The organism is Streptomyces alkaliterrae, assembly GCF_007097205.2.
GTDB classification, from domain to species: domain Bacteria; phylum Actinomycetota; class Actinomycetes; order Streptomycetales; family Streptomycetaceae; genus Streptomyces; species Streptomyces alkaliterrae.
Map to the genome: position 1 here is coordinate 1 of NZ_VJYK02000125.1, position 15,035 is coordinate 15,035.

Sequence of the window (15,035 nt, forward strand, 5' to 3'; positions counted from 1 at the left end):
TGGTGGACTGCCCCGCACCCGCCGGCCGCCCCCCGACCCGGTCGGACGGCTGGAGGCGCGGCTGGACGCGGTGCTCGCGGCGGAACACACCCCCGCGGAGCGGGCCCGCCTTCTCACCGAGATCGCCGACACGGCCCGCGAGACGTTGCCCGCGGACCACGTCGGAGGTTGGTACCTGATGCTGCGGCTGGCGCGCGCCCTGCGCGCGGCGAGCGCCCCGGCGGCCGCCGCGGAGCGGCTCGCCCCCGTCGCCGCGCGCGCCCGCGAGGTCTACGGGCCGTCCCATCGGCTGACACTCGCGTGCGCGGTGAACCTCGCCCGGTATCTGGGCGAGGCCGGGCATCCGATGACTGCCGCCGGACACCTGGCCGAGACGCGTACCGCCGTCGCCGACACGCTGCCGCCCACCGACCCGTGGCTGTCGGAGGTCCGTTTCGACCTCGCCCACTGGTTGGAGACCGCCGGCGAGACCGGCCGAGCAGGGCTTGAGTACCGGGCCCTGTACGAGGACTACTGCCGGACCTACGGTCCGGACGCGCCGGAGACGTCCCGGTTGTACGAGCTGATAGACCGGGCCACGAGTGAGGAATGAGAACGATGGCCGACAAGTACGACCTCAACGCGATCCGCGACAGCTTCCTGGCCAGCCAGGCCGAGGGGAGTGACGGCCCGCGCAGCGGGCGCGACCAGGTGTACGTCGACCGAGGCGGCCGGGTCCGGCTCGGGACGGGAGACGAGAAGGACGCCCCGCTGTCCAAGGTCCCCCACAGCACCTTCGCTTCGCGGCTGCGCCCGATCCGCGAGGGCACGCCGACGCGCCTGGCCGAGGAACGCCGTGTAGCGGAGCGCAAGCTCCCCCCGGGCACCTACTACGAGGAGACCCCGGGAGCGGAGGGATGGGTCTACGAGATCACCACCGAGTTCCACAACAGCTATGTGATGTGCGCGCACTTCGACGGGGTCGACTACAAGGTGCGACTCCTGGAACCGGAGTTGGAGTCCCTGCCCGACCACGACCAGCACGGCTTCCACCTCTACAACAGCGGCAAGATCTGCCTCTCGCGTAACCCCGGCTCCGGCATGCCGACGCTGGAGGAGGCGTACGCCCGCTCCGCGGCGTGGGCGCTCGGCGTCGACTTCGTCCGCATGGGGCACCCCTTCCCGTTCAACCGCGACCAGTAGGAGCGCCCACCGTGCTGCCGGTACACGTCTTCGACCACGTGATCGACCAGGTGGCCACTGCCCTCGGCCAGGTCGGCCCCGAACAGGGCGGTGCTCTGCTCGGGCTGCGTGGCCGGGACGTCCTGACCGCGTTCGTCCACGACGCGCACGCTCACGTGACACGTGTGGAGTACTCCAACACCTCCTGGCTGCTCGAGGAGATCACACGACGTGAGGGTGCCGGTCCGGAGCGCTTCAAGGGGATCGTGCACTCGCACCCACGAGGCATGCCGTACCCCTCGCGCCAGGACCACCGGGAGTACGGGAGGGCACTGGAGGCGGTCCCCGAACTCGGTCGCTACATCGCACCGATCGTCACCCACGACGCCGACACACCACTTGAGCAGCACGAGTTGTTGCACGGCGGGGCACGCGTGTCGTTCTACAGCGCCTCGCGCACCGCCCGCGGTGTCCGGCTCGAGCCTCTGCGGCCGGTTGTCGTCCCCCTGGCCGAGGCCTTGCGGCGGGCCGGGTTCGCCTGGTCACCGGAGTCGCCGCGCACCCAGGTGGTCAGTGGCGTCGCCGGAGTGGGTGTGCGGCTGCCAGCGGCGGCGGAGGACGAGCTCACGCGGCATCTCTTCGTCACTCCCGACTTCCCGGTGGTCGCCCCGCTGCTTCTCGAGGAGCCGGGACACGGCGGGGAGCCGCCGACGCGGCAACTGGCATGGGACCACCGCGTCCCGGCGCTGGACCGCCTGGGGCACGCGCTGCGGAACGCCGGGACGTCACGGACACGACCCTCGACGCGGTCGTCCGGCCGGGCGGTCCAGCCGCGGAGCGAGGAACCCGGCGGCACCGACTCGTGCCCGCCGCCCCCACCGCACGAGGTGGGTGTGCCTGACCGACCGAGGAACGCGGCCCCCGCCCCGCACCAAAGCAGCATGCCCGAGGTGCCGGAGGGGCCGCTGCGAACGGTGGCCGTCGAGCAGGGTGGCGGCGCGCTCTGCCGGCTCGCCACCTGGCTGGGCTTCGGCCGGGGGGCCGCGGCGCGCCGTGGTCTGTCCGCCCGCACCCACGGTCTGCTCTCGCCGGACCTCGCCCAAGCGCACGTTCTGTTGGTGGGAGTCGGTTCGGTGGGGAGTTACCTCGCCGACGTGCTTGTGCGGTCCGGGGTGGGAGCCCTCACCCTCGTCGACCCCGACGTGGTGGAGCCGGCGAACGTGGGACGCGCGTTGTTCGGCGTGGAGGACATCGGCGCCAGCAAGGTGAAGGCGACCGCGCGCCGGCTGCGCGCGGTCAACAACCGGCTGAAGGTCACCGTGCGTCGACGTCAGCTCTCCGCCCGGGACAGCCTCGCCCTGCACCGGCTCGTCACCGACGCGGACCTGGTCATCGCCGCCACAGACGACAACCAGGCTCAGCAGCTCCTCAACCACGTGTCCTACTTCGTCGGTCGACCCGCGGTGTTCGTGGGGTTGTACGAGGGCGCTGCCGGTGGAGAGGTCGTGTTCACCACACCCGGCTCACCCTGCTGGGCGTGTGCGACCGGCGGGGTCCGGGAGGTACTCGGAGAGCTGGGCCATCAGCCGCGCACCGACTACGGCACGGGTCGGACCCACGCGGTACCCGGGCTGCTGCCGGACATCCAGCACACGGCCGCCGCCGCGGCGAAGATCGCGCTGGCCCTGCTGCACGATCCCGCGGCCGACGAGCGGATCGCCGGGTTCCTCACCATGCCGCGCCGGGAGGGCCTGTCCATGGTCCAGTTCGCGATGGAACCCGACCACTGGTTCTTCCCTGCTGTGCTCGGCCAGGCACCTGGGCAGCACGCCTTTCAGAGCGTGTGGTTGCGCACGGGCGGCCGACCGGAATGCGCGGTGTGCGGGCTGCCGGCGCTGCGCACCGATCCTCGCGACTACCAGGCAGAGCGGGACGAGGCGGCCGTCACCCGGGCTCAGCAGGCGGCCTACGCGAAGCGACGGCGGGTCGGCAGTACGCCGCCCTGACGATCGGGCGGCACCACGGCACCACGGCACCACGGCACCACGGCACCACGGCACCACGGCACCACGGCACCACGGCGGGACGGCGGGACGGTCAAGGAGCGGGCAGCGGCGACATGGCGGACGAGACCACGGAGGCGATGCGGGCGGCCCGACGCAACCGGGCCGCGTCCGCGAAGAGGCGGGCCGACAGCGCTGCGGACTCCGACGCGAAAGGCGCGGCAGGCGAGGCGAAGGCGTATGAACGGCCCCCGCGACCACGACCGGAACCCCCGCCGCGTCCGGCCCGCTCGCGACCGGTGCCAGGCCCCGCGCGCCGCCCACCGGCCCCTCGACCGGCGCCACCGAGACCGGTGCCGCGCCGACCGGCGCCACCGCGTCCCACGCCGTCGCCACCGCCGCGCGTGGTGCCTCCCCGCCCGCCGCGCTCCTCGACCGGCCTGGGTGGCCTCGCCCGCATCGGCCACGCCGGTGCGCTCACCGTTCTGGTGTGGCAGCTGTTCGTGATGTGGCGGTGGCGGCTTCCGTTCGAGAAGTCGGCGGAGATGGCGCCGCACTGGTCGGCGCCGTTCGAACTCGCCGAGGCCCTGGCGGCGTCGGCGCAGTTCGGGGAGCACCGCGTCACCGTGCTCAGCTGGGGACCGCCGCTTCCCTGGTTCCTCCCCGCCTGCGCCGTTCTGGCCGTGGTACTGCTGCGCGCCGTACGTCTGCCGAATGGGTTCCAGTGGCTGCTGGGCAGTTGTGCCGCCGGCTACGGACTTCTCGCTCTCTACGTCAACGGACCCCTGTACCTGCGCCACTGGCCCCTGACGACGCTGCTGTTCGTCGTCAGTCTGTGGGCGCTGTACAGAATCAGGATCAGATAAGGCGCGCGGTGGCACGGCCGGCCCGGCGTGCTGCGCAACGCCGCTGCCACCGAGGCGAGCGGTTATGTGGACAAGTACGCGGCGAAGGAGGTGTTGTCGGCGGTGGTGCGCAAGGTGGCCGCCGGCGGGCGCTACATCGACGAGTCGCTTGCCTTCGGCCCGTCCGCGCGGGCGGCGGCCGACAGCCGGTGCGCCACGACCAGCCGGTGCGGCCGCACGAACGCTTGGGCCAGGCCGGGCCGTTGACGCTCGCCGCCGGACATGGCGGAGTCGGCCGTCGGCGTCCGGTAGCCGTGCGGCAGCAGGCGGACGAAGTCGTCAGCAGCCGCGTCCTCGGCCGCCGCCCGTACCGCCTCCGGCGGCGGACGGTCCACGTCGAAGGCGATGGCGTCTGCGACGGTGGCACTTGGGGCGCCTTCGTGACGGCTGTGCGGGGCGGCGCGCTGGGCGTCTGAACCCCTCCGGCGGCGAAGGGTCAGAAGGCGAAGGTTCAGGAGTCGCCCGCCATCACCTCCAGGGTGTACCGGACCGTGACCGTGCCGGCCGTGGCCAGGACGCTCACGGTTCCACCGGAGTCGCCGGCCACGAGGGGGACGTCGGTGGTCGCACCGCCGTGGACGTCGGTGGTGACCATGACCGGCGAGCCGCCGTGGAACCCGGTGCCGGTGCCGGACGGGTCGTCGACGTGGAAACTCACCACGAGGCCGCCCGCCGGGCCGCCGTCCGTCTCGGCGCGCAGGCTCAGCGGGGCGAACTCCTCTCCGGCCTCGACCTTCTGCCCGTTGCCGGTGACCACGCGCAGTACGTCAGTCATCAACGTCCCTCCCTCTTCCACCGATGTGGCGTTCGCCGAATTCGACGGCTGTCTGTCGGATTACCGGTGGTGCACCTGTCAAAACGGTCCGATCCGGCCCTGCCGGGAGGGCCGATCGGCCCCACCCGCCGGCCCCTTCGGCACTGTGAGGTGCCGGCGCCGCGGTGTGACCGTGGGAACGTGCCGGTGCGAGAGCCGTGCCGGACCCGCAGTCCACGGAGGACGTCATGGCGAAGGCCGCACGCGTGGTCCCGTTCAACCAGCTCGGCCGGGGAGACGTCGGTCTTGTCGGCGGCAAGAACGCCTCGCTCGGGGAGATGGCCGGGAAGCTGGCCGAGGCGGGGGTCCGGGTGCCGGACGGCTTCGCCACCACGGCCGACGCCTACTGGGAGCTGCTGGACCACAACGGTCTGCGAGCGGTGCTCGACGAACAGCTCGCCCGGCTCGCCGCCGGCGCCCCGCTGGCCGAGGTGGGTGCCGCCATCCGCGCCGCCGTGCTGACCGCCGAGCTGCCCGCGCCGCTGGCGGCGGAGATCGGTGAGGCGTACGCACGGCTCGGTCGCGACGCCGGACGCGTCGACCCGGAGGTCGCGGTGCGCAGCAGCGCCACCGCCGAGGACCTGCCGGAGGCGAGCTTCGCCGGGCAGCAGGAGACGTTCCTCAACGTGCGGGGCCTGCCGGCGCTGCTGGACGCGTGCCGGCGCTGCTACGCCTCGCTCTTCACCGACCGGGCGATCGACTACCGGGCGCGGATGGGCTTCGACCACCTCTCCGTGGCGCTGTCCGTCGGGGTCCAGCTGATGGTCCGCTCCGATCTGGCGGGCGCGGGCGTGATGTTCACCCTGGACACCGAGAGCGGCTTCCCCGACGTGGTGATGGTCAGCGCGGCGTGGGGTCTGGGGGAGACCGTCGTGAGCGGGCAGGTCGACCCGGACGAGTACACGGTGTTCAAGCCGACCCTCGACAAGCCCGACCTCGACCCGGTGATCCATGTGCGGCTCGGCGGCAAGAAGCGCAAGGCGGTGTACGGCGAGGAGGGCCTGACCCGGACCGTCGACACCACCGACGCCGAACGGCGTGCCCGGGTGCTGCGGGACGACGAGGTCCGAGCCCTGGCGGGCTGGGCGGTCGCCGTCGAGCGGCACTACGGGACGCCGATGGACCTGGAGTGGGCGAAGGACGGTGTCACCGGCGAGATCTCCATCGTCCAGGCCCGCCCGGAGACCGTTCAGGCCAACCGGCGCTCGGCGCTCCTGGCGCGCTACACCCTCACCGAGCGCGGTACGCCGCTGGTGACCGGCAGCGCGGTGGGCGAGGCCGTCGGCCGCGGCCCCGTGCGGGTGCTGGACGCTCCGGTGGACCTGGACGCCTTCCCCAGCGGCGCGGTGCTCGTCACCTCGATCACCGACCCGGACTGGGAACCGATCATGAAGCGCGCCTCCGCCATCGTCACCGACCACGGCGGCCGGACGTCGCACGCGGCCATCGTGAGCCGCGAACTGGGCGTGCCGGCGGTGGTCGGCACCGGAGACGCCACCCGGGTCCTCACCGAGGGCCGGGACGTCACCGTCTCCTGCGCCGAGGGCGACCAGGGCCGGGTGTACCCGGGACTGCTCGCTTACGAGGAGTCGCACATCGACCTCTCCGAGCTGCCGGAAACCCGGACCAAGGTGATGCTCAACCTGGCCGACCCGGCGGCCGCGATGCGCTGGTGGAGGCTGCCCGCGGACGGAGTGGGCCTGGCCCGGCTGGAGTTCATCGTCGCCCACCACGTACGGGCGCACCCGATGGCGCTGCTGCACCCCGAGCGGCTGGAGGCGGAGGACCGGGCCCGCCTCGACGCGCTCACCGAGGGCTACGCGGACCGCGCCGAGTACTTCGTGGACCGGCTCGCCCAGGGGGTGGCCAGGATCGCGGCCTCCCGCTGGCCCGACCCGGTGATCGTGCGGACGAGCGACTTCAAGACCAACGAGTACGCGCGGCTGCTCGGCGGCCGCCCGTTCGAACCCGTCGAGAACAACCCGATGATCGGCTGGCGCGGCGCGAGCCGCTACTACGCCGAGGGATACCGGGAGGGGTTCGCGCTGGAGTGCCGGGCGCTGCGCCGGGTGCGCGACGAGATGGGGCTGACCAACGTGGTGGTCATGATCCCGTTCTGCCGCACGCTGACCGAGGCGGACCGGGTGCTGGACGTGATGGCCGAAGAGGGCCTGCGGCGTGGTGCGAACGGGCTGCGGGTGATGGTGATGGCGGAGATCCCCTCCAACATCGTCCTCGCGCGGGAGTTCGCCAAGCGTTTCGACGGCTTCTCCGTCGGCAGCAACGACCTCACCCAGCTCACCCTCGGGGCCGACCGGGACTCCGAGGCGCTGGCCGAGGTCTTCGACGAACGGGACCCCGCGGTCACGCGCAGTATCGCGTCCCTGATCGGCGACGCGCACGAGGCGGGCCGCACGGTCGGCCTGTGCGGTCAGCGACCGAGCGACGACCCGGCGTTCACCGAGTTCCTGGTGCGTTCGGGCATCGACTCGGTGTCCGTGGCGCCGGACAGCTTCGCAGCCGTCAAGCGCCACGTGGCCGAGGCGGAGCGACGCCTGTGAGTTCCAAATCCGGAGGAGGAGAGAGAGATGACCACACCTCGGGTACTGGTGACGTACGGCAGTCGGCACGGGGCGACGGCCGGGATCGCGGAGCAGATCGGTGCCACGCTGCGCGCGGACGGCTGCGACGCCGACGTGGTGCCGGCGGGTTCGGCGGCTGACGTCGCGGCGTACGACGCGGTGGTGCTCGGCGGCGCGTTGTACGCCGGCCGCTGGCACGCGGACGCGCGCCGCTTCGCGCGCCGACACGGCGGGGAACTGGCCGACCGGCCGGTGTTCCTGTTCAGCAGCGGTCCGATCGACGACTCGGCGGCGAAGGGCGAGGTGCCGCCTGCGCCGGGCGTGGCACGGCTGGCCGCGCGCCTGGGTGCCCGCGAGCACGTCACCTTCGGCGGCAGCGTCACGGCCGAGACCCCCGGCTGGCTCGCGCGTCAGCTGTTGCGGCGCGGGCACGGCGGGGACTTCCGCGACCCCGAGCGGGTCCGCTCGTGGGCGCACCACGTCGCGGCGGACCTCAACGAGGCGGAAAGCGACTGAACGGCGACACTGCGTGAGGGAAGGAGGAAACAGGGGTGTCGTACTGAGGTAAAAACGCAGAAGAAAAATGGTTTGTCCGGCAAACCTCTGGAAGTCCGGAATACCGCTCATGGAGGATTGTTGTGAGGATGGAGTTCGGCGAGGCGCGAAGGGGTGATCGACATGGCCTGGGCATCGTGGACCACAACCGGCGTGTTCACCGGGTCGGCGGGAGTTCGGAGCAACGAACTCGGCGTCATGACCGGTGACCTGACAGTGCACACCACCTGGGACGGGTCCCAGGCATATGTCGCGGTCCAGTACAGCGGCGCATCGGACTGGTACACCATGAGCGGCAGTCCGGTCCCCTGCCGGTCCGAGGCGGACAGCCGCAACCTCCACCAGGCGGTCGTGGAGGCGGTGCGCGCCGGCGGCGCACAAGGCGTTCCGCCGGACTGGAACGCCGTCACCCTCTGAGCCGGGCTCCGGAGCAGCCATGAAAGCCGGAGGTGAGGGCGAGCGGGCGGCGGAGGCCGCCGGTGACATGCTGCCGGTGCGCGCGGACGGACACGAGGACGAGAGGACGGGGTCGGCATCCCGGCCGAAGCGCTCCCGGGCGGCCCGGCGCGAACCGCGGCGGGTTCGGGGAGTGCCGGGCGAGGAGCGGCCGGTGCACACGATCAGGGTGCGGCGCCTCTTCGGCTGAGCCCGTCCCGGCGCCGCCCGGCGCGCTCACCCGTATCCGGCCCGGGCGAACGAGCACGGGTGGCCCAGCGAGTGGAAGAACGCGGACAGCTCCCCCTTCAGGGCGGGGGAGGGGCGACGGGCGAAGAGGTAGCCGAGTACCGAGCCGGTGTGGGCGACGAACATCCCGTCCGCGCCGAACGTGTCCTTGTGGTCGAGCAGCGTCTCGAAGTCCGCTTTGGGCAGCGCCTGTTGGGAGAGCGCCGCGCTGCGGGTGGCCGCGTGTGCCACGGCGAGCGGGTCGGCGGCGGCGAAGGCGGCCAGCAAATCCCGCAGGCAGTCCGCGTAGCGCGCCTCGTTCCGCCGGTAGTGCGCGGTCAGCAGCGGGGTGACGGCGGCGGTGTCCACGGCTGCCGGTTCCACCAGGTACGCGGTGTGGAAGCCGATGGCGGTGCCCAGGCGGCGAACCAGTCGGTGGGCGCCGCTGAGGTACAGCGCGAACTCGTCCAGGAACACGCTGTCCGATCGCTCGATGCGGGAAAGGGTGTCGACTACCAGCCGCCGGTCGTACGGCAGGTCGAAGACGCGGAAGAGGCAGCGCAGCGTGGCCACGATGTCGGCCGTGGAGCTGGCCATGCCGGCGCCGACGGTCAGTTCCGAACGGGCGTGCCAGCGGCCGGGCGGCATGGCAAGGCGGTGGTGCCGCAGGAACATGTCGGCCGCTCGGGCGGACCGCTCGCCCGGCGGAAGAGGGCCGACCGCGTCCGCTGCGGCGGTCGGGTCGGCGGTGAAGCGGCGCCAGGAGCGCCGGTCGACGGGGAAGGAGACCAGTGCGATCTCGGTACGGCCCGCGTGCCGCAGCGGCCCCTGGAAGAGTTCGCCGAGCGTGCCGTGGCACGCCCCCGACCAGGTCGTGCGCCGGTCTGCCGCGGCCGCGTTCGAGTCGGCCACGTCCGCTCTCCTTCGATACGCGCAACAGGGTAACCGGCGACCGGCGGTCGGCGGCTGGTTCCGCATGGGTCGGCATTGCGCATATGTCGTCAGGTGACATATGTTGGCGACATGACTCAGCGTGTGATGCAGGAGCCCACCCTTTTGCTGTTGACGGCACTCGCCGACGAACCGAGACACGGCTACGCCATCACCCAGGAGATCCGGAAGATCTCGGACGGCCAGGTGACGATGCGTACCGGCACCCTCTACGGCGCCCTCGAGCGGCTGCTCAAGCAGGGGCTGATCGAGGTGCACCGCGAGGAGGTCGTGGACGGCCGGCTCCGCCGCGTCTACACGCTCTCCGACACGGGCAGGGAGCGGCTGGAGGCGGAGGCCGAGCGACTGGCGGCCACGGCCCGGGAGGCCAGCCGCCGCCTCGGAGCCTTCAGCTCCCAGGCCACCGGATCGCCGCGCACCTCGGCGGCGACCGCATGATCGACATGTTGCTGCGCCTCTACCCGGCCACCTACCGGCGCACCTACGGCCCTGAGATCGCCGACGTGTACCGGGAATCGACCCGCGGCGCGTCCGCCCCGACGCGACTGCGTGAGGCGGCCGGGATCGTCGGCCACGCCGTACGACTGCGGCTCGGCCTCGGCTCGGCCGGCTCGCTCGGTGCGCTGCTGAAGATCGCCGCCCCCTATGCGATGGTCGCCGCGGCGGTCGCCACGGCGCTGCGGTTCGGCTGGTGGCTCTCCGGTATCTGGGTCGGCTGGGAGGCGCACGGAGCGGGCGCCTTCCCGTTCACCAGCCTGGAGCTGGGGGTCGCGGACGGGCTGCTCGCCGCCACCCACCTGCTGGTCATGGTCGGCGCTGTCACCGCCTTCAGCGGGCGCTGGGCGGCGGGCGCCCGGCTGACCGTCGCCGGGCTGCTGGCCTCGACACTCGCCATGGTGCTGTTCCAGGGCGTGCACAACGACCCCGTGGTGCTGTCCACGGCCGCCGCCCTGCTCGCGGCCGGCGTGATCTGGGCGTGCCCGCCGGACGCGCCGCCCGCCCCGGCCGCCACCCGGACGGCCGGAGTGGTGGCGCTCGTCGCCTGGCTGCCGCCGGCCGCCGTGCACTCCGGGCTGCTCGCCGTCACCACCGACTACGGCGCCTGGCCGCTGCTGGTCCTCGCGGTGACCGGCTGCGTACTCGCCGTCCGCGCCGGAAGCAACGGCGTCCGCGAGCTGACCGCGATGGCGCTCGCCTGCGCCCCGCTGGCCGCCCTCAGCCACTGGATGTGGGCCGGACAGCCCGGCCCGGTGCTGGCCGGTCTGGCGCTGCTCCCGCTCGCCGTGCTGCCCGCGGCCGCGGTCAGGGTCCTGCGCCGCCCCCGCGCCTCCGCGGACTGAGCCGCGAGGGCGGCTCCCAACGCCGTCGGCGGCGTCGGCCGGCCCACGGGCCACCGACGCCGCCGACGGCCCCGCCCCGCGCACCCTTCGCCCACTCACGAGGAACGTCGTGCCCTTCACCCTGTGCCACCCCGCGGCGGTCCTGCCGCTGTTCCGCCGCCCGTTCGTCCCGGCCGCGCTGGTCGCCGGCGCGATGGCCCCCGACCTGCCGTACTTCCTGGACGTGCCGGTCTCCGCGCAGTCCTGGTACCGGGACTTCGTCAACGCCACCGAGACGCACTCCCTGCTCGGGATCCTCCGGTACGACCTGCTGCTGGCACTCGCGCTGCTCGCGCTCTACTGGACCGTCCGGCGGCCCGTCGCAGCCCTGCTGCCCCTGCGTCCGCCGCGCGCCTCCACGGCACCTCGGAACGTCGGCGCACGCCTGCGGCTGCTGCCGTGGGTGCTGGTCTCGGCGGCCGTCGGCGCGCTCACCCACGTGCTGTGGGATTCCTTCACCCGCTGGGACGGCTACGTCGTGCGGCACTACGCCTTCATGCGCGCGGACGTGGTCGCCGGGCTGGACGTGGCCCGGCTGCTGCAGCACCTGAGCACTCTCGTAGGCGGCGCGCTGCTGCTCTGGTGGGCCCGGCGGGCCTGGCTTCGCCATCGCCTCGCCCCGGCCGAACGGGCGGCCATGCCGTCCCGGGCGAACGGCCTGGTGCTGGCCGCCCTGGCCGCCGCCGGGCTGTTCGGGGGAGTGCTGGAGGTCGTGCGGCGACCGGGCCACGGCTCCGCGGGTGAGCGGCTGGAGCACCTGCTGTCCGGGCTGGCCAAGGGCGGCGGCGCGGCGCTGGCCCTGGCGGTGCTCGCCTACGCCCTCCTGTGGCATGTCGCGGAGCTGGTAGGCCGCCGCGCCGACCCTGCTCCCGCCGGCGCGACCGAGCCGGGGCTGGGCGACGGGTTTGTGGGCGCACGAAGCGGTGTACCCGAAGATCACCAACCGCTGTCGGACGGAGAGAGGCATGGACTCCGAGAACCCTGAGACGGCCGCGGACGCCGCGGGCGAGCAGCAGGCGCCGATGGGCGACGAGGTGTACCAGCCGGACGCACGCCCGCAGGGCCGGGAGGTCGAGGACGACGCCGCCCAGCTCGACCCGAGGGACTCGCTGGTCGAGCGGGGCGCCGACCCCGCGATCGAGGAGGGCTACTCGCCTCCGGAGAAGCCGCTGGCCGCCGAGAGCTGGGGCACCACGGGCGCAGAGCAGCGCGAGCGCGAACCGCTCGACGGCCGGCTGGCCCGGGAGGAACCCGACGTGGCCGCACCGGACGGAGACGGCGTCGGCGACATGCCCGGCGGCGAGGGCGAACCGCGCGACGCTGAGGTCGGCGACCGCCGCAGCGGCCGACTGGTCGCGGAGGACGAGGGAGCGCGCGGCGACCGGGAGAAGGACCTGGTCGCCGACGACGTAGGGCTCGACGGCGCCGCCGCCTCGGCGGAGGAGGCCGCGATGCACACCGTCGAGGACGACACACCCTGAGCACGACACCGCCTGAGGACGAGACGGCCCCGCCCCGGTCAGTGGACCGGGGCGGCGGACGTCCGCGCGGCGGCCGCCCCGGCGATGTTGCGGGCCATCCCGCCGAAGACCACCGCGTGGAACGGCGAGACGCCCCACCAGTACGCCTGCCCCGCCAGCCCGTGCGGATGGAACAGCGCCCGCTGCCGGTAGCGCGTCCGGCCCCGCTCGTCCCGCTCGCAGTACATCTCCAGCCAGGCCAGGCCCGGCAGTCGCATCTCGGCGCGCAGCCGCAGCAGCCGGCCCGGCTCGATCTCCTCCACCCGCCAGAAGTCCAGCGAGTCGCCGACCCGCAGCCGCTGCGCGTCCCGGCGGCCCCGCCGCAGCCCGACGCCGCCGACCAGCCGGTCCAGCCAGCCGCGCACCGCCCAGGCGAGCGGCAGCGAGTACCAGCCGTTCTCCCCGCCGACCCCCTCGATCACCTGCCACAGCGCCTCCGGAGAGGCGGCGACGACCAACTCCCGCTCGTCCGTGTAGAGGCTGCCGCCCGCCCACTCCGGGTCGGTGGGCAGCGGGTCGCTGGGCGCGCCGGGCACCGACGCGGACGACCAGCGGGTGGCGACGTCGGCGTCCCTGACGCGGCGCAGCGCCAGGGCCAGTGCCTCGTCGAGACCGATCCGGCCCCCGGGCGGATCCGGTACGTAGCGGAGGATGTCCTGCTCCTCGCAGACCACCTCGCAGCGCAGCGACTCGGCGAGCGGACGGGCGATGGACCCGGGCACCGGCGTGACCAGACCGATCCACAGGCTCGACAACTTCGGTGTCAGCAGAGGGAGTTGCACGACAAGACGGCGCGGCAGCCCGGCGACGGCCGCGTACCGTCGCATCATCTCCCGATAGGTGACCACGTCCGGCCCGCCGATATCGAAGGCACGGTTCACCTCACGCGGCATCCGCGCGCTGCCCACCAGGTAGCGCAGCACGTCCCGCACGGCGATCGGCTGGAGACGGGTGCGCACCCAGCCGGGTGTGACCATGACCGGCAGCCGCTCGGTGAGGTAGCGCAGTATCTCGAACGACGCGGAGCCCGAGCCGAGTACCACGGCGGCCCGCAGCACCGTCGTCGGCACCCCGGACTCCAGCAGCAGCCGCCCCACCTCGGCGCGGGAGCGCAGATGCGGGGAGAGCTGCTCCTCCGGCACCCGGGAGGACACCAGCCCGCCCAGGTACACGATCCGCCCGACCCCGCACGCCCGCGCGCTGCGCCCGAACATCCGGGCCGCCAGCCGGTCCGTGCGCTCGAAGTCGTCCGCACCGCCCATGGAATGCACGAGGTAGTACGCCACGTCGACGTCCCGCATCGCCTCGCGCAGCGACTCCTCGTCGGTGACGTCGCCGCGCACCACCTCCACGTCCCCGGCCCACGGGTGGTCACGCAGCTTCCGCGGCGTGCGGGCCAGGCAGCGCACCCGGTGACCGGCCGCGAGCAGCTCGGGCACCAGCCTGCCGCCCAGGTAGCCCGTCGCGCCCGTCACCAGACACCGCAGCGGCTCGCCTTCCGGCTGCCCACCCATCCCGTGCCACCTCCCGCGTCTCACCGCCGACCACCCAAGCCTGCCTCGCCGCCCGGCGCGGCGCGCGGCGACGCGCACCAAACGCGGGCATTGTGCCGGGAGGGTCACGATCCGTGGACAGAACGCCGCCGACGGTTGGGTCCGAGATGACAAGATCGCGATACTCCCGGAGTCGGAACCAGGGACAGCGGACCGCCGCTCGGGCGGGCGCGACCACGAGCGACGCCGCGGAGGTGTCCATGGAGTTCAAGATCCTCGGCCCGCTGGCCGTAGTCGACGAGCACGGTGACGAACTGCCGGTGACCGCACCGATGTTGAGGGCGCTGCTGACCGCACTGGTGCTGCGCCCCGGCCGGGTGGCGCAGGTCGGGGAGCTGGCCGACCTGCTCTGGGGCGAACAGCGGCCCGCGAACGTGCGCACCACCACCCGCAACTACGTCATGCGCCTCCGTCGGCTGCTGCCGGAGGGCCGCATCCGCACCCAGGCCGGCGGCTACCTGCTGGTCGCCGACCGCGAGGAGACCGACCTCGGCCGGTTCCGCACGCTACTGCTCCGTTCGCGTGAGCTGGCCGCCGGCGACCCGGCGGAGGCCGCCCGGCTGCTCGGCGAAGGACTAGCGCTGTGGCGCGGCACCCCGCTCGCCGACCTCGGCGACACCCCGCTGTGCGCGGTCGAGCAGCCCAGACTGGAAGAACTCCATCTGACCGCCGCCGAGGAGCACTTCGAACTCTCCCTCACCCTCGGCCGCCACGAGCAGATCGTCGACGAGCTGGGCGCCGCCGCCCGCCGCCACCGGCTGCGCGAACGGCTCACCCGCCAACTGATGCTCGCCCTCTACCGCTGCGGCCGGACCGCGGACTCCCTCGCCGCCTACCGCACCGCCCGCCAGGAGCTGGTGAACGAGCTCGGCCTGGAACCGGGCGAGGAGACCCGGATGCTGGAGCAGGCGATCCTGCGCGGCGACCCGGTACTGTCCGCCCCCGGCCC

At 73.3% G+C, this 15,035-nt stretch carries 16 protein-coding genes and 1 pseudogene; 13 read left to right on the top strand and 4 right to left on the bottom strand.

Annotated elements, in window-relative coordinates:
* From FNX44_RS28010 to FNX44_RS13810, 4 genes and pseudogenes are all read left to right on the top strand, one after another.
* Window positions 1-592: pseudogene (locus tag FNX44_RS28010) on the top strand (hypothetical protein); the annotation flags it as partial.
* Between the two features lie 5 nt (window positions 593-597).
* A complete protein-coding gene (locus FNX44_RS13800) occupies window positions 598-1,182 on the top strand; it encodes a hypothetical protein (RefSeq protein ID WP_143648470.1) in 585 nt (194 codons plus the stop codon).
* Window positions 1,183-1,193: 11 nt separating this feature from the next.
* A complete protein-coding gene (locus tag FNX44_RS13805) occupies window positions 1,194-3,167 on the top strand; it encodes a ThiF family adenylyltransferase (RefSeq protein ID WP_153507255.1) in 1,974 nt (657 codons plus the stop codon).
* Window positions 3,168-3,568: 401 nt separating this feature from the next.
* The gene (locus FNX44_RS13810) at window positions 3,569-4,030 is read left to right on the top strand and encodes a hypothetical protein (RefSeq protein ID WP_143648474.1); all 462 of its coding nucleotides are present in this window, start codon (window positions 3,569-3,571) and stop codon (window positions 4,028-4,030) included.
* Between the two features lie 131 nt (window positions 4,031-4,161).
* On the opposite strand, the gene FNX44_RS13815 is transcribed toward FNX44_RS13810, so the two are convergent.
* On the bottom strand, window positions 4,162-4,404 hold the full coding sequence (locus tag FNX44_RS13815; protein WP_143648476.1) for a hypothetical protein: 243 nt from the start codon (window positions 4,402-4,404) through the stop codon (window positions 4,162-4,164).
* 116 nt (window positions 4,405-4,520) lie between these two features.
* The gene (locus tag FNX44_RS13820; protein ID WP_143648478.1) at window positions 4,521-4,844 is read right to left on the bottom strand and encodes a hypothetical protein; all 324 of its coding nucleotides are present in this window, start codon (window positions 4,842-4,844) and stop codon (window positions 4,521-4,523) included.
* Between the two features lie 227 nt (window positions 4,845-5,071).
* On the opposite strand from FNX44_RS13820, the gene ppsA reads away from it, so the two are divergent.
* From ppsA to FNX44_RS13840, 4 genes are all read left to right on the top strand, one after another.
* Window positions 5,072-7,444 carry a phosphoenolpyruvate synthase gene (ppsA, locus tag FNX44_RS13825; RefSeq protein WP_143648480.1) on the top strand — a complete coding sequence of 791 codons (2,373 nt, stop codon included), beginning with the start codon at window positions 5,072-5,074 and terminating at the stop codon, window positions 7,442-7,444.
* Window positions 7,445-7,471: 27 nt separating this feature from the next.
* Entirely contained in the window at window positions 7,472-7,981 is a 510-nt protein-coding gene (locus FNX44_RS13830; RefSeq protein ID WP_143648482.1) for a flavodoxin domain-containing protein, read from the top strand.
* Between the two features lie 162 nt (window positions 7,982-8,143).
* The gene (locus tag FNX44_RS13835; protein WP_143648484.1) at window positions 8,144-8,437 is read left to right on the top strand and encodes a hypothetical protein; all 294 of its coding nucleotides are present in this window, start codon (window positions 8,144-8,146) and stop codon (window positions 8,435-8,437) included.
* Between the two features lie 19 nt (window positions 8,438-8,456).
* On the top strand, window positions 8,457-8,666 hold the full coding sequence (locus tag FNX44_RS13840; protein WP_143648486.1) for a hypothetical protein: 210 nt from the start codon (window positions 8,457-8,459) through the stop codon (window positions 8,664-8,666).
* Window positions 8,667-8,692: 26 nt separating this feature from the next.
* Here FNX44_RS13840 and FNX44_RS13845 read toward each other — a convergent pair whose 3' ends face one another.
* Entirely contained in the window at window positions 8,693-9,595 is a 903-nt protein-coding gene (locus FNX44_RS13845; RefSeq protein ID WP_323369338.1) for a GHMP family kinase ATP-binding protein, read from the bottom strand.
* A gap of 111 nt (window positions 9,596-9,706) precedes the next feature.
* On the opposite strand from FNX44_RS13845, the gene FNX44_RS13850 reads away from it, so the two are divergent.
* The 4 genes from FNX44_RS13850 to FNX44_RS13865 all read left to right on the top strand — a co-directional run bounded on the left by FNX44_RS13850 (window position 9,707) and on the right by FNX44_RS13865 (window position 12,494).
* Window positions 9,707-10,072 (top strand): PadR family transcriptional regulator, encoded by a 366-nt coding sequence (locus FNX44_RS13850; RefSeq protein WP_143648490.1) that lies wholly within the window; start codon window positions 9,707-9,709, stop codon window positions 10,070-10,072.
* On the top strand, window positions 10,069-10,974 hold the full coding sequence (locus FNX44_RS13855) for a hypothetical protein (RefSeq protein ID WP_143648492.1): 906 nt from the start codon (window positions 10,069-10,071) through the stop codon (window positions 10,972-10,974). The genes FNX44_RS13850 and FNX44_RS13855 overlap by 4 nt, the downstream gene beginning before the upstream one ends.
* 109 nt (window positions 10,975-11,083) lie before the next feature.
* On the top strand, window positions 11,084-11,998 hold the full coding sequence (locus tag FNX44_RS13860) for a DUF4184 family protein (protein ID WP_143648494.1): 915 nt from the start codon (window positions 11,084-11,086) through the stop codon (window positions 11,996-11,998).
* Window positions 11,979-12,494 carry a DUF5709 domain-containing protein gene (locus FNX44_RS13865; protein WP_228449874.1) on the top strand — a complete coding sequence of 172 codons (516 nt, stop codon included), beginning with the start codon at window positions 11,979-11,981 and terminating at the stop codon, window positions 12,492-12,494. The genes FNX44_RS13860 and FNX44_RS13865 overlap by 20 nt, the downstream gene beginning before the upstream one ends.
* Before the next feature lie 38 nt (window positions 12,495-12,532).
* On the opposite strand, the gene FNX44_RS13870 is transcribed toward FNX44_RS13865, so the two are convergent.
* Window positions 12,533-14,047 (bottom strand): SDR family oxidoreductase, encoded by a 1,515-nt coding sequence (locus FNX44_RS13870; RefSeq protein WP_143648496.1) that lies wholly within the window; start codon window positions 14,045-14,047, stop codon window positions 12,533-12,535.
* Window positions 14,048-14,286: 239 nt separating this feature from the next.
* Between FNX44_RS13870 and FNX44_RS13875 the strand changes: the two genes are divergently transcribed.
* Window positions 14,287-15,035: AfsR/SARP family transcriptional regulator (locus tag FNX44_RS13875; protein WP_143648498.1), on the top strand; the 749-nt coding region annotated here is incomplete at its 3' end.